The 21,661-nt window shown below is 49.7% G+C and carries 21 protein-coding genes and 3 pseudogenes; 19 read left to right on the forward strand and 5 right to left on the reverse strand.

Annotated elements, in window-relative coordinates; genetic code table 11:
* Window positions 1-94: 94 nt before the first annotated feature.
* Both FHW04_RS21530 and FHW04_RS21535 read left to right on the forward strand, forming a co-directional pair.
* Window positions 95-292, forward strand: a pseudogene (locus FHW04_RS21530) (integrase); the annotation flags it as partial.
* Window positions 289-1,578, forward strand: a complete 1,290-nt coding sequence (locus tag FHW04_RS21535; RefSeq protein WP_089562606.1) for an HNH endonuclease — start codon at window positions 289-291, stop codon at window positions 1,576-1,578. The pseudogene FHW04_RS21530 and the gene FHW04_RS21535, both read left to right, overlap by 4 nt.
* A gap of 267 nt (window positions 1,579-1,845) precedes the next feature.
* Here FHW04_RS21535 and FHW04_RS21540 read toward each other — a convergent pair whose 3' ends face one another.
* Together FHW04_RS21540 and FHW04_RS21545 are read right to left on the reverse strand one after the other, a co-directional pair.
* On the reverse strand, window positions 1,846-2,100 hold the full coding sequence (locus FHW04_RS21540) for an ogr/Delta-like zinc finger family protein (protein ID WP_089562605.1): 255 nt from the start codon (window positions 2,098-2,100) through the stop codon (window positions 1,846-1,848).
* Complete coding sequence (locus FHW04_RS21545) at window positions 2,097-2,507, reverse strand: hypothetical protein (protein ID WP_227021989.1); 411 nt, start codon at window positions 2,505-2,507, stop codon at window positions 2,097-2,099. Before FHW04_RS21545 ends, FHW04_RS21540 begins: the two co-directional genes overlap by 4 nt.
* Before the next feature lie 81 nt (window positions 2,508-2,588).
* On the opposite strand from FHW04_RS21545, the gene FHW04_RS21550 reads away from it, so the two are divergent.
* The 7 genes from FHW04_RS21550 to FHW04_RS21580 all read left to right on the forward strand — a co-directional run bounded on the left by FHW04_RS21550 (window position 2,589) and on the right by FHW04_RS21580 (window position 7,295).
* Window positions 2,589-2,732: a hypothetical protein gene (locus FHW04_RS21550; protein ID WP_227021990.1), complete on the forward strand. Its 144-nt coding sequence runs from the start codon at window positions 2,589-2,591 to the stop codon at window positions 2,730-2,732.
* Between the two features lie 601 nt (window positions 2,733-3,333).
* A complete protein-coding gene (locus FHW04_RS21555) occupies window positions 3,334-3,591 on the forward strand; it encodes a helix-turn-helix transcriptional regulator (protein ID WP_089562604.1) in 258 nt (85 codons plus the stop codon).
* Window positions 3,588-3,836 (forward strand): hypothetical protein, encoded by a 249-nt coding sequence (locus FHW04_RS21560; protein WP_089562603.1) that lies wholly within the window; start codon window positions 3,588-3,590, stop codon window positions 3,834-3,836. The genes FHW04_RS21555 and FHW04_RS21560 overlap by 4 nt, the downstream gene beginning before the upstream one ends.
* A 13-nt stretch (window positions 3,837-3,849) precedes the next feature.
* Window positions 3,850-4,377, forward strand: coding sequence for a host cell division inhibitor Icd-like protein (locus FHW04_RS21565; protein ID WP_089562602.1), 528 nt, complete (start codon window positions 3,850-3,852; stop codon window positions 4,375-4,377).
* Window positions 4,374-4,640: a hypothetical protein gene (locus FHW04_RS21570; protein WP_034896822.1), complete on the forward strand. Its 267-nt coding sequence runs from the start codon at window positions 4,374-4,376 to the stop codon at window positions 4,638-4,640. Before FHW04_RS21565 ends, FHW04_RS21570 begins: the two co-directional genes overlap by 4 nt.
* Complete coding sequence (locus FHW04_RS21575) at window positions 4,627-4,968, forward strand: DUF5375 family protein (RefSeq protein ID WP_089562601.1); 342 nt, start codon at window positions 4,627-4,629, stop codon at window positions 4,966-4,968. The genes FHW04_RS21570 and FHW04_RS21575 overlap by 14 nt, the downstream gene beginning before the upstream one ends.
* A gap of 14 nt (window positions 4,969-4,982) precedes the next feature.
* Entirely contained in the window at window positions 4,983-7,295 is a 2,313-nt protein-coding gene (locus FHW04_RS21580; protein WP_089562600.1) for a primase-like DNA-binding domain-containing protein, read from the forward strand.
* A 100-nt stretch (window positions 7,296-7,395) separates the two neighbouring features.
* Here FHW04_RS21580 and FHW04_RS21585 read toward each other — a convergent pair whose 3' ends face one another.
* Together FHW04_RS21585 and FHW04_RS21590 are read right to left on the reverse strand one after the other, a co-directional pair.
* Window positions 7,396-9,102 (reverse strand): hypothetical protein, encoded by a 1,707-nt coding sequence (locus FHW04_RS21585; protein ID WP_089562599.1) that lies wholly within the window; start codon window positions 9,100-9,102, stop codon window positions 7,396-7,398.
* Entirely contained in the window at window positions 9,099-10,829 is a 1,731-nt protein-coding gene (locus tag FHW04_RS21590; RefSeq protein WP_143811598.1) for a hypothetical protein, read from the reverse strand. Before FHW04_RS21590 ends, FHW04_RS21585 begins: the two co-directional genes overlap by 4 nt.
* Before the next feature lie 702 nt (window positions 10,830-11,531).
* Here FHW04_RS21590 and FHW04_RS21595 point away from each other — a divergent pair.
* Window positions 11,532-11,621: pseudogene (locus FHW04_RS21595) on the forward strand (integrase arm-type DNA-binding domain-containing protein); the annotation flags it as partial.
* A gap of 8 nt (window positions 11,622-11,629) precedes the next feature.
* On the opposite strand, the gene FHW04_RS21600 reads toward FHW04_RS21595, so the two are convergent.
* A protein-coding gene (locus tag FHW04_RS21600; RefSeq protein ID WP_179420107.1) for an IS3 family transposase occupies window positions 11,630-12,804 on the reverse strand; the annotation gives its coding sequence in 2 pieces (ribosomal slippage) (window positions 11,630-12,546 and window positions 12,546-12,804; 1,176 coding nt in all).
* A 70-nt stretch (window positions 12,805-12,874) separates the two neighbouring features.
* On the opposite strand from FHW04_RS21600, the pseudogene FHW04_RS21605 reads away from it, so the two are divergent.
* The 9 genes and pseudogenes from FHW04_RS21605 to FHW04_RS21645 all read left to right on the forward strand — a co-directional run.
* Window positions 12,875-13,257, forward strand: a pseudogene (locus FHW04_RS21605) (phage integrase central domain-containing protein); the annotation flags it as partial.
* A gap of 317 nt (window positions 13,258-13,574) precedes the next feature.
* The gene (locus FHW04_RS21610; RefSeq protein ID WP_046288162.1) at window positions 13,575-14,411 is read left to right on the forward strand and encodes a DeoR/GlpR family DNA-binding transcription regulator; all 837 of its coding nucleotides are present in this window, start codon (window positions 13,575-13,577) and stop codon (window positions 14,409-14,411) included.
* 12 nt (window positions 14,412-14,423) lie between these two features.
* Window positions 14,424-15,407 carry a substrate-binding domain-containing protein gene (locus FHW04_RS21615; RefSeq protein WP_031376610.1) on the forward strand — a complete coding sequence of 328 codons (984 nt, stop codon included), beginning with the start codon at window positions 14,424-14,426 and terminating at the stop codon, window positions 15,405-15,407.
* A gap of 1 nt (window position 15,408) precedes the next feature.
* Entirely contained in the window at window positions 15,409-16,914 is a 1,506-nt protein-coding gene (locus tag FHW04_RS21620; protein ID WP_089562468.1) for a sugar ABC transporter ATP-binding protein, read from the forward strand.
* The gene (locus FHW04_RS21625; RefSeq protein WP_094106392.1) at window positions 16,907-17,896 is read left to right on the forward strand and encodes an ABC transporter permease; all 990 of its coding nucleotides are present in this window, start codon (window positions 16,907-16,909) and stop codon (window positions 17,894-17,896) included. The genes FHW04_RS21620 and FHW04_RS21625 overlap by 8 nt, the downstream gene beginning before the upstream one ends.
* Before the next feature lie 15 nt (window positions 17,897-17,911).
* Window positions 17,912-18,961 (forward strand): ABC transporter permease, encoded by a 1,050-nt coding sequence (locus FHW04_RS21630; RefSeq protein ID WP_031376607.1) that lies wholly within the window; start codon window positions 17,912-17,914, stop codon window positions 18,959-18,961.
* Window positions 18,961-19,653, forward strand: a complete 693-nt coding sequence (gene alsE, locus FHW04_RS21635; protein ID WP_031376606.1) for a D-allulose 6-phosphate 3-epimerase — start codon at window positions 18,961-18,963, stop codon at window positions 19,651-19,653. Before FHW04_RS21630 ends, alsE begins: the two co-directional genes overlap by 1 nt.
* Window positions 19,650-20,543, forward strand: a complete 894-nt coding sequence (gene alsK, locus FHW04_RS21640; RefSeq protein WP_089562469.1) for an allose kinase — start codon at window positions 19,650-19,652, stop codon at window positions 20,541-20,543. Before alsE ends, alsK begins: the two co-directional genes overlap by 4 nt.
* Complete coding sequence (locus FHW04_RS21645; RefSeq protein ID WP_089562470.1) at window positions 20,543-21,505, forward strand: ribokinase; 963 nt, start codon at window positions 20,543-20,545, stop codon at window positions 21,503-21,505. Before alsK ends, FHW04_RS21645 begins: the two co-directional genes overlap by 1 nt.
* Window positions 21,506-21,661: the final 156 nt, after the last annotated feature.

A 21,661-nucleotide genomic window follows, 5' to 3' on the forward strand; every position in this document is an offset into this window, starting at 1 on the left:
TTGGTCGGAAAAACGCTTCTTCATGGGGATGTCCTCATGTGGCTTATGAAGACATTACTAACATCGGGGTGTACTAATCAACGGGGAGCAGGTCATTCGCTCTATAGCAAGTACAGCACTTAATGAAGCAGATTTTAATTCAGATGTAATTGAAGCTGCCCTTGCACATATCGATAAAAACGAAGTGCGTAAAGCATACAATCGTTCAACCTACCTAAATAAACGGGTTGAACTTATGTCGTGCTGGGGAAGATTTGTGTATACAAATAAATTTAACGAGGATGTGGAATGAACAATTCATTATATATTTTGACTAAAAGTTCTGGGCAATTTTTGATGGAGTTCACCCCTCCTTCTAACGGAGACAATAGCCTCTACATTCATATAATAGCACCATTCTCTTCCTCGAATGGTGAGGAATACACACTTCAATTATTACATAAAAAAAGCACAGAGTTACAGGAAGCGTTGCAAAACCAATATTCAACCCTTTTAAAAACCCACCCCGAAATAAATAAAATAATTTCCTTTATCAGCAAAATACCTAACGATGAAATATTTATAGTCCGAACCGAAAAGTTCAATTCATCAAAGGATGAATTTCTCCACACAATATATATAGAGGCATTAAACATATCACCAAATACAGAAATCCAACAAAAATATTTTAATGAAAAAAAAGATGAACTTGAAAGCATATTTCCGAAAGTAATCGATACTTTCAACATAATTCAACCTAACTTAAATAGTAAATTGACAATTGGTGAAAAGAGAAAAGATATTCGTAGTTGCAGGTTTTGCGGGAGAACACAATCAATGGGTGCAACTTTTAGGAAAGTTGCACATGCAATCCCCTACGGCCTTGGCAATAAATATTTAATCCTTGCGGAGGAGTGCGACTCTTGCAACGAGTATTTTGGATCAACTATAGAGCCTAATTTCATATACCATCACGATATACTGAGATCTTTTTTTGGCCTCAAAGGTAGGAATGGAAATATAGAAATTAAAGCAGGAAGCTTCTCAATGAAAAACATTAATGGTGAAGTCAGAATTCAGTCTCAAAAAATAAATACAAATCAGCAGGATGATGAATTCTTAGCTACAAGTACAGAAAAAACTCGCTCGTACGTTCCAGAATATGATTATAAACTTTTGTGTAAAATTGCACTTTCAATCATACCAAGGCAAGAATTATTTAATTACGAGAATACAATAAAATGGTTACGGTTTAATGCTACGCCTACTTCAGATATCCCAAAAATCCTAACTTGCATTACGAGGCAAACTGAAACTCGATTAACGTTATATATTAAGAGGGATAGCAAACTAGAACTGGCTCATGTTATTGCGGAGTTTTCATTTTGCGGTTTAATGTTTATTTATCCAATTCCAATGTGTAAGTTAGATGCAAACATTGATATACAAATATCTAATAATGAATTATTTTACGATATTTTCTCTCATTATAAAAAAGCAAACCTACATCTTAAGGAATTAGATCTTTCTTCACCGATTGAACTCAAAGTTAAGGACAAAATAAAATTTAAGAAATCATTACCTAACGAAAATTTGTAGAAATAAGTAATAGAATCTACTCCGCGCGCAATGCTATCCTCGCCACGCCTGCCCGCTTTATGCGCCGCTTTTCATGCAGGTGCATGATACGGGCAGAGCCGCGCCCGGTATGGCCTGAGCGAGGCAAAGCGGTGCATTTTTTTGCATGCAGATCCATGCGCGCTATGCATGCACGTCTCTTTACAAAGCGGCTGGCCAGAAAAAAGGCTTTGGGAAGAAAGAATATGGGCGCAAAAAAGCCGCTGGTGTGGCAGCGGCTGTGCGGGATTAATGAACCTGGCGGAATGCAGAACCATAACGGCCCAGCGTCTGGCGTTCTCTTGCTGGTTCGGATGGTGGTGGTGCCGGTACTTTTTCCGGCTGTGGCGGTGCGGTGATCACCTTTGTGATGCTCTCATTCGTCTTGAAAGTACAGGAGCAGTCGAGGTTAGTGCACTGGTGATAACGCTCTTTTACCTGCTCTGACATATAGCGGCTCGATTTGGTATGTGCCGCGCTTTTGCAGTAGGGACAGTGCATCATTTCTGGCAGCCCTCCTTAAGTTTTGCACGCTGCGCCCGGATTGATTCAGCCAGCTTCTGGCGGCGCATAGGATGGCGGTAAAGCTCCATATCAATACCGGTAAGCGGCGGGCGATATAGACCAATACTCTCCAGCAGCGGAGCCTCATTTAGTATGCTGTCTGGCAGAGCAGCAGCTGCCCGCGTCAGCGCTTCACCGACCAGATAAGCCACGTCCTTAATACTATCCCGGTCGTCTCCGGCAAACGTCGGGGAAAGCTCTTCACGACGGAGACGCAGCTTAATGGCCCACAGCAGCGACGGACTTACGTTACGCAGGGCTGACTGCCAGTGCGCATCCGCGAACCCGGTAAAAGCCTCCTGGTGCGATTCAACATACTCTTTACCACTGCCGCAGCATTTCAGCATCGCCTCCTGCTTATCCAGCGCCAGCTCTTTAAGCAGCCCGCCGAACTCATCGGCCAGTTCACGGCTGGCGATGCGCTGAGAATGTTCGGCGCGCAGCTCGTCGGTGAGATTGCCTCGCAGGTTGCGAAAGCTCGTGCGCCAGTTGCTCTCGGCTTCTTTCCCTGCCTCGATGGCTGCCTGCTGTTCTTTTCACAGCGGGCGATATCGGCGCAGATGCCGTTATAGGCTTTCATCCTTTCGGTATGTTCAGCGTGGGCTTTCTCGAAGCGTTCCAGTGATGCAGGTTTCTGTTCCGGAGTGGTCATGATTGTCTCTCATCGTCTGTAAAGGATGAGGTCATTCTGTCGTGTACCACAGGACAGCGCATTTCAATGCTTTCCGCCTGTCGATGAACAAACAAGGGCAAAACCGGTACGGGATAGCCCCTTAACTAACGATATTTTTTATATAACTGTTCACTGGTATTCATTAAGATAAAAAAGATAATAAATACAATAACTAAAGTAGGGAACACTTTAAAATTAAGTCTTCACTGAGTATTCACAGGTGTTCACACAGTCTCAGATAACAGCTTTTTTCTGGCGAGCCTTTTTCAGATTTTAATTCTATTAATAAAACCTTTTTAATCGCTGAAAGCTCTTAAAAGGCAAACGCTGGCAAACGTTGGCAAACAAAGGCAAACAGGAGGTAAGAGAAGTGGTTTTTGCTCATTTTTCAGCAATCAGGGGGTTGTTTACTTCATCAGAAATATAACCAGAATAGGGGGTTACCTGAAGACACCACCGGAACCGGACAGTATCGGCCGGACTCATAATGAGGTAACACCATGCACGCAGTTTCATCCGTACCAGCCCCTGCCGTTCCCGTAATGCGCGATGCCGTTTACCCGCGCGACCGCTTCATGCGCCTGCCGGAAGTCATCAGTACCTGTGGCCTGTCACGCTCAACCATTTACGACTTAATTAGCCGTGAGCAGTTCCCCTCGCAGATTTCTCTTGGCGGTAAAAACGTCGCCTGGCTGGCGTCAGAAATTGACGGCTGGATGCAGGCCCGCATCGCACAGCGCACCGGAGGTGCAGCATGATCACGCTGAATTTCGACACGAAAACCTATCCGCTTACCCGCGAAGAAGCCGCCTTTGTCGCAGAAAGCCTGACGGCAGCCGTCAGCGGCAAACCCGCCACGGCACCGGCCTTTACCAGCGGAATGCATGGTCACATCTCTGTTATGAGTAAAAAAGAGAAGCCTGCCAGGCAGCGGGCGAAGAAAGAGAATGGGGAATTCCGATCAAATCCACCGCAATCCGATCACGTCCTGACCGGTTGCTGAGGAAATCGCCCGGATGTTTAAAAAAAGGCTTTTCTCTGACGAGCGGCCGTTATACAGTTTTCGCGCTGCCGCAAAATCGGTAGCCGGGCGTAGGAACCCGAGCTTAATCTTGGCGACACAGCACGCGCCACGCGTGTTTTTTTGTGTCTTCGCCTCTGTGCACCCATTTTTTGGGCAATGGTTCTTAAGCCATTTTGCCGTCAAAATAATGGTGGCCCGGGCGGGGCAGCTTTCGGGCTGGCCGGTTTCCAAGGTTGCCGGTATTCCTACCCCCGTCCGGGCTACCACCCATGAGCGTAGGAACTCCAGTGGTAGCTTCTTAAAGTTAACCTTGGAGATTGCCTTAATGGCTACGGTTATTACTGCCACTCATCTCGAATTCACCTTTATTTTCGCTGCCGTGCGCCGCACCGATCGTGCTGCCCGTCCCTGCATGCTGCGTTTTGCGGCTAAAGACGAGCGCACGGCTCGTGCAAACTTCGTTCGTGATTATGTTTTGTGCTTCGCTGGCCGCGTGCCGGTACAGGCGGTGGCTGCATGAATACTCTTGCCGCTCGCACCAACAGCAACAGCACCTATTCAATTCCACACGCCGATTATCTGCGCCTTCTGCATGCTCATTCCGTCGGCGTAACAGTGCTTGATATGTTCGATTCTGTTCATTGCCTCAGCGCTCAAAGCTGCGTACCAGACAGCGCCGCGCTGGCGTCGGTCGTTGCCCTTCTTACTGACCAGCTCGGTAAAGTCGTTGAAACCTGTGATTCCCTGATTCTTGCCACGGAGGCTCGCCATGATGACCGCTAATAATTCCTGCTTACCTGTTGAAGTCCGCACTGCCGTTTACCGTCGCGCACTGGCGCAGGGTTATCTGAACGCCTGCAAAACGCTGGGCATCACCGTTTCGGCAACACTCGACGAACTACAGATGACTATCGCGCTTGAGCTGGAAGGATTCTACGTGCGTCGCCACGGCGTAGAGGCCGGAATGGAGATGGCCTGCACCATGCTGGGAGATATGGTTGAGCCTGACCTGCTGACCGCGCCGCCGCGCCTGACTTGCCTTGGCGCGACCATGATGGATGAGCTGTTCTGCAGCCAGCTTGCCGCGACTCGCCGCGCCACGTTGCACTGAGGGAGATTCAGCAGATGAAACACATTGTCTCTGACACGGTAAAAGCGGCCGCCGGATTCTGGCCGCAGCTGCTGCCCGCGCTGGGTATCAGCATTCACGCCAGCGGCAGACACTGCGCATGCCCGGTTTGCGGCGGTAAAGATCGCTTCCGTTTTGACAATCAGGACGGTCGCGGGACGTGGCACTGTAATCAATGCGGAGCCGGTGACGGCCTGAATCTGGTCGAAAAGGCGCTCGACGTCAGCGCTAAAGAGGCGGCAATCAAAATCGCTGATATGCTCGGCGGGTTGCCACCGGTATCAAAAGCACCGGTGAACACAGTTGATAAAGCCGTCGAACAATCTGAGGCTGCCGCGCGGGCGCAGAAGCTGCTCGCCGCCGCCGTCAGCCGCACGTATAACGCCTACCTTTTATCGAAAGGGCTGCACAGCACTCAGGCGTTAACGCTAGCTGCCGGTCTGCGCTGTGGCGGTATCAGTTTTGCGGCTGGCGATCTAGTTGTGCCGCTAACCGACGAAACCGGCAACGCCGTTAACATTCAGCTAATCAGCACCGCTGGAGACAAGCGCACCCTGCCCGGCGGACAGGTGAAAGGCGCTTATCACCTTGCAGGCGAACCTGACAGCAAAACGCTGTGGCTCACCGAAGGATATGCAACCGGTCTGACGGTGCAGCGCCTGACCGGGCAACCTGTTTATGTGGCGCTCAGCGCCAATAATCTGCCAGCGCTTGCCGCGCAACTGCGCAGAACCAACCCTGATGCGCTGATGCTGATTGCCGCCGATCGCGACGACAACGGCACCGGTCAGTTAAAAGCAGATGAAGCCGCGAAAGCCTGCAAAGGTAAAGCCGCTTTGCCGCCGGAAACCGGCGACTGGAACGACTTTTGGCTGAAAAAGGGCGACATCCCAACCCAAGCGCTACTGACTGCCCTCACTCAACCTCATAAGCCAAGTCCGTTTGAGTCCGTAAGCGAGGCCGACCTTAAAGCCATGAGCGCCAGCGAAAAAGCGGAATTGCTGGTCGATCACTACGGGCAGGCGCTGGCCGTGCCGCCTGTCGGGGAGGAAATCTGCCGTTATGAGAACGGCGCGTGGCAGGTGATGCCGGTACAGACGCTGCGTCGTGAAATCGCTGCCCTGTTTCAGAAGGTACGCGCACCGTTTTCAGCGGCCGGGATTGGCAGCGTACTCGATACGCTTAAGCTGATGGTGCCGCAAATGGGCGAACCGGCGCGCCGCCTGATTGGTTTCCGTAACGGCGTTTTTGATACGACGAACGGCACATTCAGCCCGCATCGCCGTGAAAACTGGTTACGCACGGTAAACAGCGTTGACTACTCCGCGCCGCGTCCCGGTGAAAATCTTGCAGACCACGCGCCTAGCTTCTACCGCTGGTTAACGCAGGCGGCCGGACATAATGACGAGAAGCAGGAGCGAATCCTCGCGGCGTTATTTATGGTCCTGGCAAACCGCTACGACTGGCAGATGTTCCTTGAAGTGACCGGTCCAGGTGGAAGCGGAAAAAGCGTGCTAGCCTCGATCGCCACGCTGCTCGCTGGCCGCGATAACACCACGTCTGCCACCATCGACACGCTGGAATCATCACGCGAACGCGCCAGCGTGGTCGGATTCTCACTGATTATTCTGCCCGATCAGGAGAAATGGAGCGGCGACGGTGCAGGTATTAAGGCAATTACTGGCGGTGATGCGGTAGCCATCGATCCCAAATATCGCGATCCTTACTCAACGCATATACCGGCGGTGATTCTGGCGGTAAACAACAATCCGATGCGTTTCAGCGATCGCAGCGGCGGCGTGTCGCGTCGCCGGGTAATCCTGACCTTCCCGGAAGTGATACCGGCGAAAGAGCGTGATCCGCAGCTAATGGATAAAATCAGCATCGAGCTGTCCGTGATTGTTCGTAACCTGATGCAGCGCTTCGCGTCACCGGACGAAGCGCGAGAGCTGTTGCAGGCGCAGCAATCATCCGGCGAAGCACTGGAAATAAAGCGACAGGCCGACCCGCTGGTCGATTTCTGTGGCTACCTGATGCCGCTGAGCGCGCCGAATGGGCTGTTTATCGGTAATGCCAATATTCGCCCGATTAACCCAAAGCGCTATCTCTATCATGCGTATTTGTCCTTTATGGAATCGCGTGGCCATCAGCACCCGCTCAGCCTGACGGCTTTCGGGCAAGCTGTGCCGCAGACGTTAAAAGAGTATGAACGCGTGTTGCTTAAGCGTCGCACGAATAACGGCATACAGACCAACCTCACACTACATGAAGACAGCGAGACAGATTGGCTGCCCGCATGCAGGGCCTAATAAATCATCTTAAATAAACCGGCTTAGGCCGGTTTATTTATATTTGATATAATTATCCATGTCAGCCAAGAGCTTCTATGCTTCGAAAAACAGACATTTTTTAGTTTAGGGTATCAAGCAGCCAATCTTCGATATAATGGAAAGGAACTGGATATCGATAACAACGACATGCCAATAGTACTATTGGTGCTTTCCCTTTAATCACAGCTGACATATTTCTAAATGAATCTGCATTTTGACACTCTCGTGCAACAAATTTTTTTGCCAAATCTCCATTCATTGGGAAGTCTGTTGAGGCAGAGCCATGCGTATCTGAGTTCGAGTACATGTTCTGTTCACTGTGTTGATTTGGGTACCAATATTGTAACGTGCTATGTGAGAGTTTTTCTTTAGAAAAATCTTCTAATTCTTTGCTTAAAGAATCCAACTTATACAGAGAGCAAAAAACCGCCAATAGCGGATATAAAACACTAGCTCCCGTAACTTTATTTTTATAAAGATCACCTGCCTTATCTAAGCTGCAATTTTCAAGCAGTTTTTCGTAAGAGTCATAGATAATTGGATACATATTATCGCTAATGAAAGAGAAAATACATCTATTAATAATTTCAGAGAGCCACCCTTGCACAAACCCATCGAAATCTGAGTTATTTGAGAGCAGCGACAGAGCCAAACCAATATCAATTGCTTGCGAATCCTTTCGTGGTGACATCAGCGTCGGGTTATTATTAACCAATAGTCTAATCGATTTTGTTATTTCCTGAAGACGCAGACATAAAGTTACTTGTTCTTTGCTCTCACCATCGACTGGTGGATTTTCAGCATAACTCCTTGATAATGAATCTAAAACCCAGTGCCCTTTAATTGATAAACGCCCTAACACGTCAAAAAGTTTAATATTTACATCAATAGAGCATGGAGATTGAACCGCATGAGACAGAGCATATTTATATTCAACATATGGAATTAAACAACGTTCAATATAGCAATCAGTGATTTGATGATAGGTATCTAAAATACTATCAAATGCTTTTGATGGCCTGTTTTTTCCTGTGTAGTAGTTTTTGACCTTATCCCAAGCCAACAGCAATGCTCTCTCAGATGAAAGATATGCTGCTTCTAAGTTCCCGCCATCACGACACCAAGAAAACAAGACCCATAAACAGACGTTAATACGTATTATCGACGATGCGACAGAATCTGGATCAGTTGCGTTTGAGAAAACCCTATTGATCAAAAGTAAGAAGTACTTGTTTGAGCTTTCGGGTTGTTCGAGTAGGGCCAAAGATTTCCTTAATAGAGCTTGGCTGGAGCTAGGTAACAATTCTTCTTTTAACAAATACTGTTGAATAAGCTCTGATAACTTATCTCCATTCCATTCCTCAAAAGAAATATTATCTTGAGTATTTTTCCTCTCATATCCAGAGACCTCTTGCCTGATCCCTGAATTAACATCCCCACCAAAGCATAAGCAAATAACTATTTTCTTATCTCTGTGTTCAGGTGGAAGACGACTGGGGATAAATGAATCCTGAATTTCATCTAACGAAGGTCTTAGAGCTTGATCTGCGTTTCCATTCCAAGTCTCACGAGTAAGGTTTCCAGATTTAACAGAGAACAAATAGACTTTTTTTTCCTCACCATTTACTTTACCTATAGCAGCCATATCCACTCCATATTCTTTAACTCCGCGAGTTGGTGAAATAAAAACATTCATCCCCATGCTGCTCAATAAATCAGGAAGCACAGCATCTAATTCCGCTCGTTCTTTAAGTGAGGCTAGGTACTGCTTAAGAATTAACTTCATTTTTTCATTTTCTCACAACGGCATGTCATCAAAAAATATTCTAGCGACACGGGATCTAAGACATTCAATCTTGGCATTTCAGTAGAATGAGAAAAACTATGCATTTGCATTTCTTGCCGTATGGAGTTGCCTTCATCTTGATGCATATAATAGACCGAACTATTTCCGTACAATAAGACATTGGTTTTTGCAATCATTTGTATAAAAGAAGACCTTGATGCTTCATCGTGAGCTTCTTGCATACCTTTTTCGACATTCCTCCAATAAGCATTTAAATTTTCGCTCGGAGCTTTCAATTCATTAACTTTAAAAACTTTTTCAATATTAGCATTGTAAGATTTATTTTTTTCTAGCAACCTCTCACATAGATTCTTTTGAACTCCTTTATCAATCAATGACTGAAGAAATTCACCAAGTTCTCCAGGATAACTTATGAGCAAAGGATAGTACAATATACCCTCAAGCTTTTTGATTGTGTCTACTGAGGCAATTTCTGAGATGGAAATAATGAAACTTGCCGCCGCTACAGGTGTTGTAAATAACCATCCTATGACCTTGTGACTTACAAATACTTGCTTCACGTCATTATCTAGCAGTGCCATTTCTGCTTTTAACTCAACGACCTTTCCCGCGGAATCATGGAGTAAATTCATGATACTACGACAAAGTTGAACGTCCCCATCCAGAAGCCATTTTGTAATAATATGATTACGTAGTTCATGGTACTTAGTTATTAACTCGTTAGAGAAATAGCCCAGAGATTTAAATTTAATTCCTTTAACCAGAATTGATTCCAATAACTCTATAGCAAGGCAGGACTCTTCTATTTCAACTAGCATAACTAATAAATGATCAATATTATCTATAAGATTTTTGTGCTCAGGGGATACGTTGGTTAGCTGCTTAACTATGAGGTGCAGAATGCTTTTCGGAAGACCGAACCTTTGAAAGGCGACATCAGCCGAGAGCATATAAAGATTGTCGACGGATATCTTCTCAAGAACAGTATTTAACAACGATTCTATCATCGGCCAGTAAGTGGGGAATTTTTTTCCGAAATGAAATATTGCCCTTAATATCGATGTACGACAACCATTATCATTCTCACTAATGGCATTGCTACTGATTAACGCCCAAATATCATTAGCTTTTGTTTCATTGACATCAAGCCACCCCAACGTTAGATAGGCTTGGTTTCTGATAATTTCATTACTATTGGAAATTAAATCCTCTGTTGCTTGGATAGCTTCCAAAACAGAATCTGAGTTATAAGCGAGAATCGAGTTGGATAGAAATGGGGCATAGGCATTCATTTCACTTTGAGCAAGGATAAATCTAATGCTTTCTCTAGGGCGCTGCACTCCCGCGCTACAGTAACGCTGAAATGCTGTATAGATTCCAGAGATAGCTGCATCCGCTCCAAGCTGTTGTGTGAGATGAACCAAGCAATCTAAAACATCTTCAACTCTTGAATCTAGTTCAGGAAGCGTTTTTTCAAAGGCAATTAAAATAGTAAATAAATTTCTTCCACAGGAGTTTTTATCAACGCCTTTAACTATTTTCACGATATCAATTATATTAGAGTTATTTAGTTCAGTTAGCGCTGCTGCTAAATATTTTTCTTTAGAGTTTATTTCTTGAACATATAAATCGCTTATCAGAGCAAGCAGATCTCCTTCCGTTTCACATGCAGTTAGCAACCTAGCCCTTGTTTCCTCTAACGACATTTCCCTGACCTCACAAAACTGAAATTAATTAGTATGTACAATGAAAGAAAAGAAGAAATAGATCAAATGGTAATCGCACCATTTTAACGGTAGCCATAAGTAGAACCAGTTCATATGATGAATGTGCTGTAAAATTAATTATTGACAACATTAGCGCCTTAAAACTTCATGTTAAGCATAGTGGCTCAGGTAGCTTTCGTCATCTTGGCTAATGTGATCACCCTCAGTGCACACTAGTGTACATTCCACTTAAAAACCATTCACCACCTAAAGCAATGAATTTAATGCATAAAAACCAAAAGTGAACAGTGTGAACACTTTTCCCTGAAATCATTTTATTTTGGATTTAGTGCCAGGCATTCGTTAGCATTGCCCTGCCGTTCCGGGGTATGAGATCCAATAATTGGTACACGTTTAGGTACACGGAACAAAGTTGAATTAGATAAAAAAGCCTAAATACATGAGTTTGCGAGTTTTGTTCAGATTCCGCCAGCCCTCCAAAATTCTTTCGCGGCGATACAAGAATTGTCCGCTGAAGTCCTGAAAGCCCGCACGGCGCAAGCCTTGCGGGCTTTTTTGTGCCCTCAATTTGTCCCGCGAAGTCCGAAGAGAACTAATTAAATCCGAACCTTTTAGGCCCATTGATAGGCCCAACGAAAAGCTCTATTGTTTTCGTTGGGCCTAAACGCATGGAGACTCCCCATGGCAAGAAAAACCAAGCCGTTAACCGATACGGAAATCAAAGCCGCCAAACCTAAAGATGTCGATTACCAGCTATATGATGGTGACGGGTGTAGTGGTCAACAAAAACTTGCCACGGCTTTAGAGTTTTTCCAGAACAATCTTTCTGATTCATTCGGCGTCAAACCACCATTATATTGATGGGGTCTGAGCTGGCTGTAATATCCTGTGATGTCATTCGTTATTGCCGTGCTGGCCTGGCTAAAATTCGCGTAGCCATTATCCGGTACCCACTCTGTTTTCAGGCTTCTGAAGAACCGTTCCATTGGGCTGTTATCCCAGCAATTTCCCCGGCGACTCAGGCTTTGCTTTATCTGATATCTCCACAGTAATTGTCTGAAATTCCTGCTGGTATAGTGGCTGCCTTGATCCGGGTGATACAGTAAATTAGCCGGCTTTCCTCGCGCTTCCCAGGCCATGGACAGCGCTTTAGCTGTCAGTGCAGAATCCGGGAAAAATGACATAGCCCAGCCAGCCGGTTTACGGGAAAAAAGATCAAGCACTACGGCCAGATAAGCCCAGCGTTTACCCGTCCAGATATAAGTGACATCACCGCACCAAACCTGATTAGGCTCGGTTACAGCAAACTGGCGTTCCGGATAATTGGGGATCTCAACGTGTTCCTTAGACGCCTTCTTATACCTATGGCCAGGCTGCTGACAACTGATGAGACGAAGCTCTTTCATCAGCTTTGTTGCCCGCCAGCGGCTAAGTTTTACACCTTTGTTCGTGACCATCGCTGCAATATTACGTGCGCCTGCGGAGCCGTTACTTTCGCGATAACTTTCACGAACAAGACTGAGTAATGTCACTCGCGTGGCATCAGGCTTTTTTGGTTGCCGCCAGTATTTATAGCTGCTGCGATGACCCCCCAGCACATTGCACACAACGGCAACGGGAAACCGCGCCCTGAGTTTCTCAACTAATGAGAACTGTTCAGGGAGTCTGACATCAGGAGCGCGGTAGCCTTTTTTAATATATCTCTTTCCATTTCAACGTGTTGAAGTCTTTTCTTTAGCTCACGTATCTCAATCTGCTCAGGTGTCATGGGTGAAGCTATGGGTGATTTTCCCGCTCGCTCATCTTTCAGTTGTCGAACCCATTTGTCCATCGTGGATTTGCCGACATTCATCGCAGTGGCAGCGGCGGCAACGGTGTAGTGCTGATCGAGTACAAGCTGAGCAGCTTCGAGGCGAAACTCGGGGCTAAAATTGCATCTGTTACGTCCGGTCATAATGTCACCTGTTTTGACTATGAGGTGATGATATCACCTCTGTTCAGGTAGCCAAATTCAGTGTGCCACTACATATCGACCTCTAACCAGGCAGCGAACCAAACAGAGTTTGGGTACTTACCCTGCCGTCTCACTTTCTGATGTGCGTAAACTCAGAGCGGAATCCCGAGCACTCCTGACGAAAGACATTGATCCTCAGGAACATCAGAAAGAGCAGGTTAGAAATTCTCAAGAGGCCAAAACCAACACTTTCCTGTTAGTTGCCGAGCGTTGGTGGAATGTCAAGAAAGCCAGCGTGACCGAAGACTACGCAGAGGATATCTGGCGCTCGCTTGAGAAAGATGTATTTCCGGCAATAGGTGATATCAGTGTTACTGAGATCAAGGCTCACACCTGGTTAAAGCAATTCAACCAGTTCAGGCCAGAGTCGCATCAGAAACTGTTCGCCACCTGAAGTGGCTTACTCCGATGCCCTGGAGAGTCAAAGGCTGAGTTTAAACGGTCAAATCCACACAAACGGTCATAAACAGTCACGTCACAGCAACGATGCCTATATAGTCTGTTAACCCTGTTTGTAATCGCCACCAGCCTGGAGAAGCAAAATACGTGAGGAACATCACTTTTACATGCAATTTATTGCACTACTTTGCATAAAATATTTCGACTATATCACTTAATAAAAGCCAGCCCTATTTACCCACGTGGACTCCTGCCCAGCCCACATTTTCCCGTGTTCGCTTCCAGTAATTTATAGTCATCGGAGGATAAGTATGTTGCCGATTGAAAGACAGCAAAGAATTATTAATGAACTTAATACAAATGGTCGTGTAATTGCTTCAGAGCTGGTCACATTATGTCAGGTTTCGCAGGAAACTATTCGCCGTGATTTAAACCATCTGGAAAAACGCGGATTATTGCAACGCAGCCACGGCGGCGCCGTTCTGATAAAAAGACAGAGCGCCAGCATTCAGGGAAATAGCAGAACGGCTAATGAAGACCATAACGAATTATCTTTTCGTCAGCGTATTAATGAGCACGTTGATGCCAAGATGATGATTGCCAAACGCGCGCTCGACTTTATCAGTCCCGGTGACTGTATTTTGCTGGATAGCAGTACTTCCTGCTGGTATCTGGCGCGACAGCTGCCCGACATTGAATTAACGGTATTAACCAATTCTCTGCGCATCGTGCAGACGCTGGCGGCACGCGGCAGTATTCGCACTATCTGTCTGGGCGGTGAATATTCCGATCGGGATGAAGATTTTCACGGCGTGGTGGCTGAGCAGCCGCTGCGCGAATTTCAGATTAATAAAATATTTTTTTCCTGTAGCAGTCTGGGTAACGACGGATATTTGCGCGAAGGTAATGAAAATAATGCACACCTGAAACAGCAGATGCTGCTGGCCGCTGAAAGAAAACATCTTTTAATGGATGGCAGTAAATTTCTGCGGCCCTCTTTTGCCCGTATATGCCACTACCGCGACGTCGATTTTCTTATTACTGACCAATTAAAAGATAAAGAACTTGAACAGGAACTGGCGTGGAATGGCGTTAACGTTATCGTCTGTTCTCAGCGTTTTCAGTCCATGCAGCTAATTAAAAACTAATCAGGAGTCTGTATGAAAAAGCATCTTATCGCCTGCTCTCTGCTTGCCCTCTTTGCCGCCACCGGTGCGCAAGCCGCTGACAAATTGCGTATGGGTATTGTGGTCAAAATTGGCGGTATTCCCTGGTTTAATGCCATGGAAGCAGGAATTAAAAGTGAAGCAGCGAAGCGCGGAATTGATGCGTGGATGGTAGGGCCCACCGCGGCTGATCCGGCACTACAGGTACGCGCCATCGAAGATTTGATTGCGCAGAAAGTCGATATCATCGGCGTCGTACCGAACGATCCAAAAGTGCTGGAGCCGGTATTGAAACGGGCGCGCAATGCCGGTATCGAAGTCATCACCCATGAGTCACCCGGCCAGCAGGGCGCCAACTGGGATTTCGAACTGGTCGATGCGGCTACGCATGGCATTAACCATATGAAAGCGCTGGCGAAGTGCATGAACGAAGAAGGCAAATACGCCATGTATGTTGGCAGCCTGACGGTGCCACTGCATCAACAGTGGACCGACGCTGCACTCAATTATCAGAAAGAGCACTACCCCAAAATGCAGCTGGTCATCGACAAATTTGGCGTCGGCGAATCGCTGGATGATTCCATTCGCACCACCAATGAGCTGATGTCCAAATATCCCGATCTGAAAGGGATCATGGCGTTTGGTTCACAGGGACCGATTGGCGCCGGGCGTGCGGTCATGAACCGTAAAAAAATCGACCAGGTGTGCGTGATTGGCTCATTCAGTCCGGGACAAGGTGCCTCCCTGGTGCAGCGTAACGCCATTAAAGGCGGCTACATCTGGAATCCGCAGACTGCGGGCGAAGTCTTTGTGCGTATCGCAGACATGATGCATAAGAAAGAGCCCATTACTGACGGCATAACGATTGAAGGGCTGGGCAAAGTAAAAGTGGATGAAGCCACGCACACCATTCTCGGTAACAACACAGAGAGCCTGGATAAAGAAAATCTGCCAAAACTGGTAAAAATGGGGCTCTGATATGCAAGAGGTCACTCCACAGACACTGCTTGTGCTCGAGAATCTGTCGAAAACATTTGGTGGCAACCGCGCACTGAGCGATATCTCACTGACCTTACTGGCAGGCGAAGTGCACTGTCTCGCTGGTACCAACGGCTGCGGCAAGAGCACGCTGATCAAGGTTATCTCAGGGGTACACGCCCCGGACAGTGGCAGTTGCATCACACTGGGCGACGGCCTGCCGCAGCCACGCCTTACTACCCGGCAGGCGCGTGACTTCGGTATCCAGGTGATTTATCAGGATCTGTCGCTGTTTCCCAATCTCAGTGTGGCAGAGAATATCGCCTTCGAGCATAACCTCAATGGCCTGCTGCGATGGCACCACAGCGCACGCCTGCGTGAAAGCGCGCACAGCATTGTTACCGAACTGAAGTTTGATCTCGATCTGGATGAGAAGGTCGCGGCGCTCTCTATTGCTCAGCGTCAGCAGGTGGCGATCTGCCGTGCGCTGGTCGCCGATGCACGACTGGTGATCATGGATGAGCCGACCGCCTCCCTGACCCGCACCGAGGTGAATCAACTGCTGCGAACCGTGCGCTACCTTAAAGATAAAAATATCTGCGTGGTATTTGTCAGCCACCGGTTGGATGAGGTGCTGGAGATTTCTGACCGCGTTACGGTGATTCGCGACGGACACAAAATGGGCTGCTGGCCCGCGCGCGAGATGACACCGCACCACCTGACAGAGCTGATGACCGGCCTGAAACTCGACTACCAGCTGAAAGCGCCGACGCGCAACGGCAATCGCGCCATTCTGGAGATAGAAAATTTAACCCGCGCCGGCCAGTATCACGACGTCAATTTTAAACTGTATGAAGGCGAGGTGCTCGGGCTGTGCGGCCTGCTCGGTTCCGGGCGCACTGAACTGGCGCTATCGCTGTTTGGCATGACACGTCCCGACAGCGGTAAAATCTGGCTCGACAGTAAGCCGGTGCGCTTTCGTGGTCATGAAGATGCGATCAAAGCGGGTATCGGCTACGTGTCGGAAGATCGTCTGACGCTGGGCCTGGTGCAGCAGCAGTCGGTGGCAGACAACATGGTGCTGCCCATCCTCGACAAGCTGCAAAACCGGTTTCACCTGATTGATGAATACCGTAAAAACAAGCTGATCCTGCAGTGGATTCAGCAGTTTGGCGTCCGCGTCGCCGATCCAAACCTCGCTATCTCCACGCTTTCCGGCGGTAATCAGCAGAAAATTGTGCTGGCGAAATGGGTGCTGACGCAGCCGCGCATTCTGATCCTCGACTCACCCACCGTCGGCGTAGATGTAGGTGCAAAAGCCAGTATTTACCAGTTGATCCACGAGCTGGCGAAAGAGGGGCTATCGATCATTCTGATTTCCGATGAGGTGCCAGAGGTCTGGTACAACTGCGACCGCATTCTGCATTTCCGTAATGGCACGATCCATGCCGAGTATCAACCCGATAGCGTCGAGCAGCAGCAGCTGGCGGAGGTGATCAATGCCTGACTTTTCCCGTTTTCGTCCGCACTCCAGTCAGGGTTGGCTCGCCTGGGTGCTGCTGGCGTTCATTCTGTTTTTCTCGGTTGCCAGCGAGCAGTTTCTTACCATGCAGAATCTGCTGGATCTGGCGGAGAGCTACGCGGTCACCGGCATCTTTGCGCTAGGTCTGTTTGTCGTGCTGGTTACCGGCGGTATCGATATCTCCTTCGCGGCAGTCGCCTCAGTGGTGCAGTACCTGCTCGCATCACTGTTTGTACAGTACCAGTTCGATAATGCACTGCTCAGCATTTTGCTGGCAGTGGTGTGCGGCACGCTGTTCGGGGTGATAAACGCGTTACTGATCACCACGCTGCGGGTGGTCTCCATCATCATCACCATTAGCATGCAGTCGCTGCTGTTCGGGCTACTGATGTGGGTCACCGGTGGTCGTAGCCTCTACTCACTGCCGGAGTGGTGGATCACGCTGCGCAATGTACTGCCGTTCAGCTGGCAGGGGGAGAGCTTTCAGGTCGGCCTGCCGCTGGCCACTATGCTGCTGATTGCCGCCATTACTGCCTTACTGCTGAACAAAACCAACCTCGGACGCCAGCTCTATGCCGTGGGGGGGGATGCGGAGTCTGCACGCCGTATTGGTATCCGCGTCGGCCTGATCCACGTTTTCGCCTACGGCTGGCTGGGCGCAATGGCGGCGATTGGCGGGCTGGTGCAAGTCTATCGTATGGGAGAAGTCGTTCCCAATGCGCTGGTTGGCGGCGAACTTGATGTGCTGGCGGCTACGGTGCTGGGCGGAGCCAGTCTGATGGGTGGCAAAGGCACAGTCAGCGGCACGCTGATGGGCGTTTTCCTGATCGCCATTCTGAAGAACGGTCTCAACCTGGTGGGAGTATCGAACTACTTCATGAATATCGTGGTAGGCGGCACCATCATGATTGCGATCGCCGTGACGCACTACAAAAAACGCAAAGAAACTGATGTCAGTTTCGTGTGACAGAGGGCACTGATGATGAAATCACTGACTGCACTGCGCCCAGACGGTACCAACATCGGCCTGATGCTGCTTATCGCGCTGGCGCTTGCCACCTTTACGCTGATGTTACCGGGTCGCTTCCTGACCGACTCAACCTTTATGAGTATGGCGTTTCAGCTGCCGGAACTGGGTTTACTCACGCTGGCGATGTTTATCGCCATTCTCAGCGGCGGCCTGAACCTTGCCATTATCGCTACCGCTAACCTCACTGCACTGTTTGTCGCCTGGACGCTGATGAGCGCGCTGCCCGCCAATGCCGGCATGGCGTTGCAGCTGCTCTGGCTGTTTATCGCCATCATTGGCGCCATGCTGATCGCCGCCGCGATCGGTGTGGTGACGGGTCTGATGGTGACGCGAATCGGCGCACACCCGATTCTGGTAACGCTGGCAACGATGATGACGCTAAACGGCGTCGGAATCTGGCTGACCAAAGGTGCCGCCATTAGCGGTATGCCGCCGGTGGTGCAGGCACTGGGTGCGGACACGTTGCTCGGTATGCCGCTGCCGCTCTGGGTGTTCCTGATTGCCGCCGCGCTGCTGGCGCTGTTTCTCGGTAAAACCCGCGCCGGTAAATGTATCTACATGGGCGGCAGCAACATCAACGCTACCTGGTTTAGCGGCATCAATACCCATCGCATGGTGATGCTGGTTTACGTGATCTCCAGCCTGCTTTGCGTCCTGGCGGGCCTGATTATGATGGCGCGCTTTAACTCCGCGCGCATGGGCTACGGCGACGCCTATCTGCTGCTGACGGTGCTGGCGATTATTCTTGGCGGCACGGATCCCAACGGCGGCTTCGGACGCGTCACGGGCGTGGTGCTGGCACTGATTGCGCTACAGGTGCTTTCCACCGGTTTCAATCTAATGAACATCAGCCAGCACGTCAGTCTGGCGATGTGGGGGGCAGTGCTGATTGTGGTACTCGCTTTTAAACAATTCAAAACCCGATTCAACGAACACCGTGCAGTAAAGCTCAGCAAGCTGGCCGCGGTGCTTAATCCTCTGACTGAAAAGAAGGAAGTATGATGCGTACTCAAATCTCCCCGTCACTGATGTGTATGAACCTGATGGAGATCAAGCACCAGCTGCAGGTTCTCGACTCGCGCGCTGACTTTCTTCACGTGGATATCATGGATGGTCACTACGTAAAAAACATTACGCTCTCCCCCTTCTTTATTGAGCAGATCCGTCCTTATACCCGTGTCGCGATCGATGTGCATTTGATGGTGGAAGAGCCGACTGATTTTATCGAGGCGGTCGCAAAAGCAGGGGCTGACTTTATCTGTCCGCACGCTGAGACCATTAACCGCGATGCATTTCGCGTCATTAACCTGATCCGTAGCTTCGGGAAAAAAGTGGGCGTGGTGCTGAATCCTGCCACGCCGGTTTCCTACATTCAGCATTATATTCATCTGCTCGATAAGATCACCGTGATGACGGTGGATCCTGGCTACGCCGGCCAGCCCTTTATTCCGGAGATGGTTGAAAAGGTGCGCGAGCTGAAAGCGCTGAAGCAACAGCACAGCTATCACTATCTGATTGAGATTGACGGCTCCTGCAATACCCGCACCTATAACCCGCTGATCGGCGCAGGCGCCGAAGTGCTGATTGTCGGCACCTCCGGCCTGTTTAACATCCATGACGATTTAGCCACCGCGTGGGAGATGATGCGCGACAGCATTGATGAGGCCCAGGGGCTGGCGCAGGTGTCCGCATGAGATCACGCTGGCTTGGTATCGATATTGGCGGCACCGGTACCCGACTGCAGCTGATGGAAGAGGGAGGCGTCTGGAACAGCTTTCGCAAGGTGCCTACCGCCAGCTGGGCGCAGCAGCCCGACGCGCTGCTGGCGCTTGGCCAGCTCATTGATGAGACGCTGGAGCAGCAGCCGGTCAGCGGCATTATGCTGGGTCTGCCGGGTATCCTCAGCCGCGACAGAAAGCAGGTGATCTCGCTGCCCTTTATTCAGGCGCTGGATCATCAGCCAGTGGCGGCACGCCTGGCAGCTCAACTCAGTATGCCAGTGGCGATGGACAAAGATGTTAACCATCTTATGTTGTGGGATCTGCTGCAGCTGGAGCAGCTGCCGGATAACGCAGTGGGCCTCTACCCCGGCACCGGGATGGGCAACAGTCTGTGGCTGAATGGCCGCTTTTATCACGGCGAGCACGGCGGCGCGGGCGAACTGGGGCATGTGCCGGTTGCGGGAAACGATCTCCCCTGCCCGTGCGGCAACCACGGCTGTGCGGAAACGCTGACGTCGGGTCACTGGCTGAGCCACTGGGCGGCACTGAACGCCGCCGACACGCCCATCTCAGCGCTGTTTACCCGCCACGGCGAACAGCCGGATCTGCAGGCGTTTGTGCGGCGGCTGGCTCAGCTGATCGCCACCGAGATGAATATTCTCGATCCGGAGTATCTGATCCTCGGCGGCGGCGTGCTGGCGATGGCTGATTTTCCGCTGGCGCTGCTGCGCAACCAGATTCAACAGCATTTGCGGCCACCGGTCACGCGCGAAAACCTGAAGATTATATTCAGCCACTCAACCGACTATACGGGCTGTCGCGGTGCCTGTCTCGCCGCTGAACGCCGGTTCAGGAGCCTATGATGAAAGGAAAAGTGTGTGTTTTCGGTTCCTTTAATCTCGATATTGTTGCAGTCATGCGTCGCTTTCCGCTGCCGGGAGAGTCGCTGACGGCGCACCACAGTATGATGGGTGCGGGAGGTAAAGGTGCAAATCAGGCCACGGCGGCACTGCGTGCCGGTGCGCGGGTGCACTACATCGGTAAAGTGGGCAATGACGATTTTGGCCTCTTTGCGCGACGTCATCTGGAGAAAACCGGCTTTGACGCGATTACGCTGTTTACCTGTAAAGAGAAGCCCACCGGTAACGCGCTGATTTACGTAGCAGGCGACGACGCCGAAAATATGATTTCAGTCTATCCGGGTGCCAATACCACCGTGACCGCCGCTGAGATTACGCGCTGCCAGCCCACGGTAGCCGCAGCAGATATTCTGCTGGTACAACTGGAGAATAACCTCAACGCTATTCAGCGCATGATTGATAGCGCCCGCGCCAGCGGCACGTTTGTGATCCTCAATCCGGCACCGTGGCAGAAAATCAACGATGCGCTGCTGGCAAAAATTGATCTGCTGACGCCGAACAGCACCGAAGCGACTCAACTCAGTGGCGTAACGGTAACGGATTTTGCCAGCGCGCGCCGTGCCGCCGAGGTGTTGCATCGTAAGGGTGCGCGACAGGTAATCATTACGCTAGGCATTGCCGGCGCCCTGCTATCAACGCCCTCGCAACAGCAGCGCATTCCGCTATTTCCGGCACAGCCGCGCGACACCACCGGCGCCGGCGACGCGTTCAATGGCGCGCTCGCCGCCAGGCTCGCTTCCGGCGACGATCTGCCGCAGGCGGCGCGGTTCGCTGCGGCATTTGCCTCACTCTGCGTTGAACGCGCTGGTGCCGCCGATTCGATGCCCTCTTATGCCGAGGCTTTAGCGCGACTGCAGGCTCATCCGGAGTGTATAGTGGAACAGATTGAGAACGTATCCGCATAATTCATCGCGCTATTCTGCTCTACAGAATTTCAATTCTGGAACCAGACTAATTCGCGCATGACTTTAAGTAAGGTCGCTTACCGGGCTTTTGTTACTGATAAATTCAACAATGCCCGCTATAGCTATCCCTTTACAGCCCCAACCCAAACACGAAAT

Origin of the sequence: Pantoea sp. AN62, from assembly GCF_050432985.1 — a bacterium.
GTDB classification, from domain to species: domain Bacteria; phylum Pseudomonadota; class Gammaproteobacteria; order Enterobacterales; family Enterobacteriaceae; genus Pantoea; species Pantoea brenneri.

What these genes read in the sequence shown, in the direction of transcription:
- FHW04_RS21535 (WP_089562606.1), top strand. Translation starts at nt 289, where the DNA reads ATGAACAATTCATTATATATTTTGACTAAAAGTTCTGGGCAATTTTTG.
- FHW04_RS21540 (WP_089562605.1), bottom strand. Translation starts at nt 2,100, where the DNA reads ATGATGCACTGTCCCTACTGCAAAAGCGCGGCACATACCAAATCGAGC.
- FHW04_RS21545 (WP_227021989.1), bottom strand. Translation starts at nt 2,507, where the DNA reads ATGCTGAAATGCTGCGGCAGTGGTAAAGAGTATGTTGAATCGCACCAG.
- FHW04_RS21550 (WP_227021990.1), top strand. Translation starts at nt 2,589, where the DNA reads ATGTTCGGCGCGCAGCTCGTCGGTGAGATTGCCTCGCAGGTTGCGAAA.
- FHW04_RS21555 (WP_089562604.1), top strand. Translation starts at nt 3,334, where the DNA reads ATGCACGCAGTTTCATCCGTACCAGCCCCTGCCGTTCCCGTAATGCGC.
- FHW04_RS21560 (WP_089562603.1), top strand. Translation starts at nt 3,588, where the DNA reads ATGATCACGCTGAATTTCGACACGAAAACCTATCCGCTTACCCGCGAA.
- FHW04_RS21565 (WP_089562602.1), top strand. Translation starts at nt 3,850, where the DNA reads ATGTTTAAAAAAAGGCTTTTCTCTGACGAGCGGCCGTTATACAGTTTT.
- FHW04_RS21570 (WP_034896822.1), top strand. Translation starts at nt 4,374, where the DNA reads ATGAATACTCTTGCCGCTCGCACCAACAGCAACAGCACCTATTCAATT.
- FHW04_RS21575 (WP_089562601.1), top strand. Translation starts at nt 4,627, where the DNA reads ATGATGACCGCTAATAATTCCTGCTTACCTGTTGAAGTCCGCACTGCC.
- FHW04_RS21580 (WP_089562600.1), top strand. Translation starts at nt 4,983, where the DNA reads ATGAAACACATTGTCTCTGACACGGTAAAAGCGGCCGCCGGATTCTGG.
- FHW04_RS21585 (WP_089562599.1), bottom strand. Translation starts at nt 9,102, where the DNA reads ATGAAGTTAATTCTTAAGCAGTACCTAGCCTCACTTAAAGAACGAGCG.
- FHW04_RS21590 (WP_143811598.1), bottom strand. Translation starts at nt 10,829, where the DNA reads ATGTCGTTAGAGGAAACAAGGGCTAGGTTGCTAACTGCATGTGAAACG.
- FHW04_RS21610 (WP_046288162.1), top strand. Translation starts at nt 13,575, where the DNA reads ATGTTGCCGATTGAAAGACAGCAAAGAATTATTAATGAACTTAATACA.
- FHW04_RS21615 (WP_031376610.1), top strand. Translation starts at nt 14,424, where the DNA reads ATGAAAAAGCATCTTATCGCCTGCTCTCTGCTTGCCCTCTTTGCCGCC.
- FHW04_RS21620 (WP_089562468.1), top strand. Translation starts at nt 15,409, where the DNA reads ATGCAAGAGGTCACTCCACAGACACTGCTTGTGCTCGAGAATCTGTCG.
- FHW04_RS21625 (WP_094106392.1), top strand. Translation starts at nt 16,907, where the DNA reads ATGCCTGACTTTTCCCGTTTTCGTCCGCACTCCAGTCAGGGTTGGCTC.
- FHW04_RS21630 (WP_031376607.1), top strand. Translation starts at nt 17,912, where the DNA reads ATGAAATCACTGACTGCACTGCGCCCAGACGGTACCAACATCGGCCTG.
- alsE (WP_031376606.1), top strand. Translation starts at nt 18,961, where the DNA reads ATGCGTACTCAAATCTCCCCGTCACTGATGTGTATGAACCTGATGGAG.
- alsK (WP_089562469.1), top strand. Translation starts at nt 19,650, where the DNA reads ATGAGATCACGCTGGCTTGGTATCGATATTGGCGGCACCGGTACCCGA.
- FHW04_RS21645 (WP_089562470.1), top strand. Translation starts at nt 20,543, where the DNA reads ATGAAAGGAAAAGTGTGTGTTTTCGGTTCCTTTAATCTCGATATTGTT.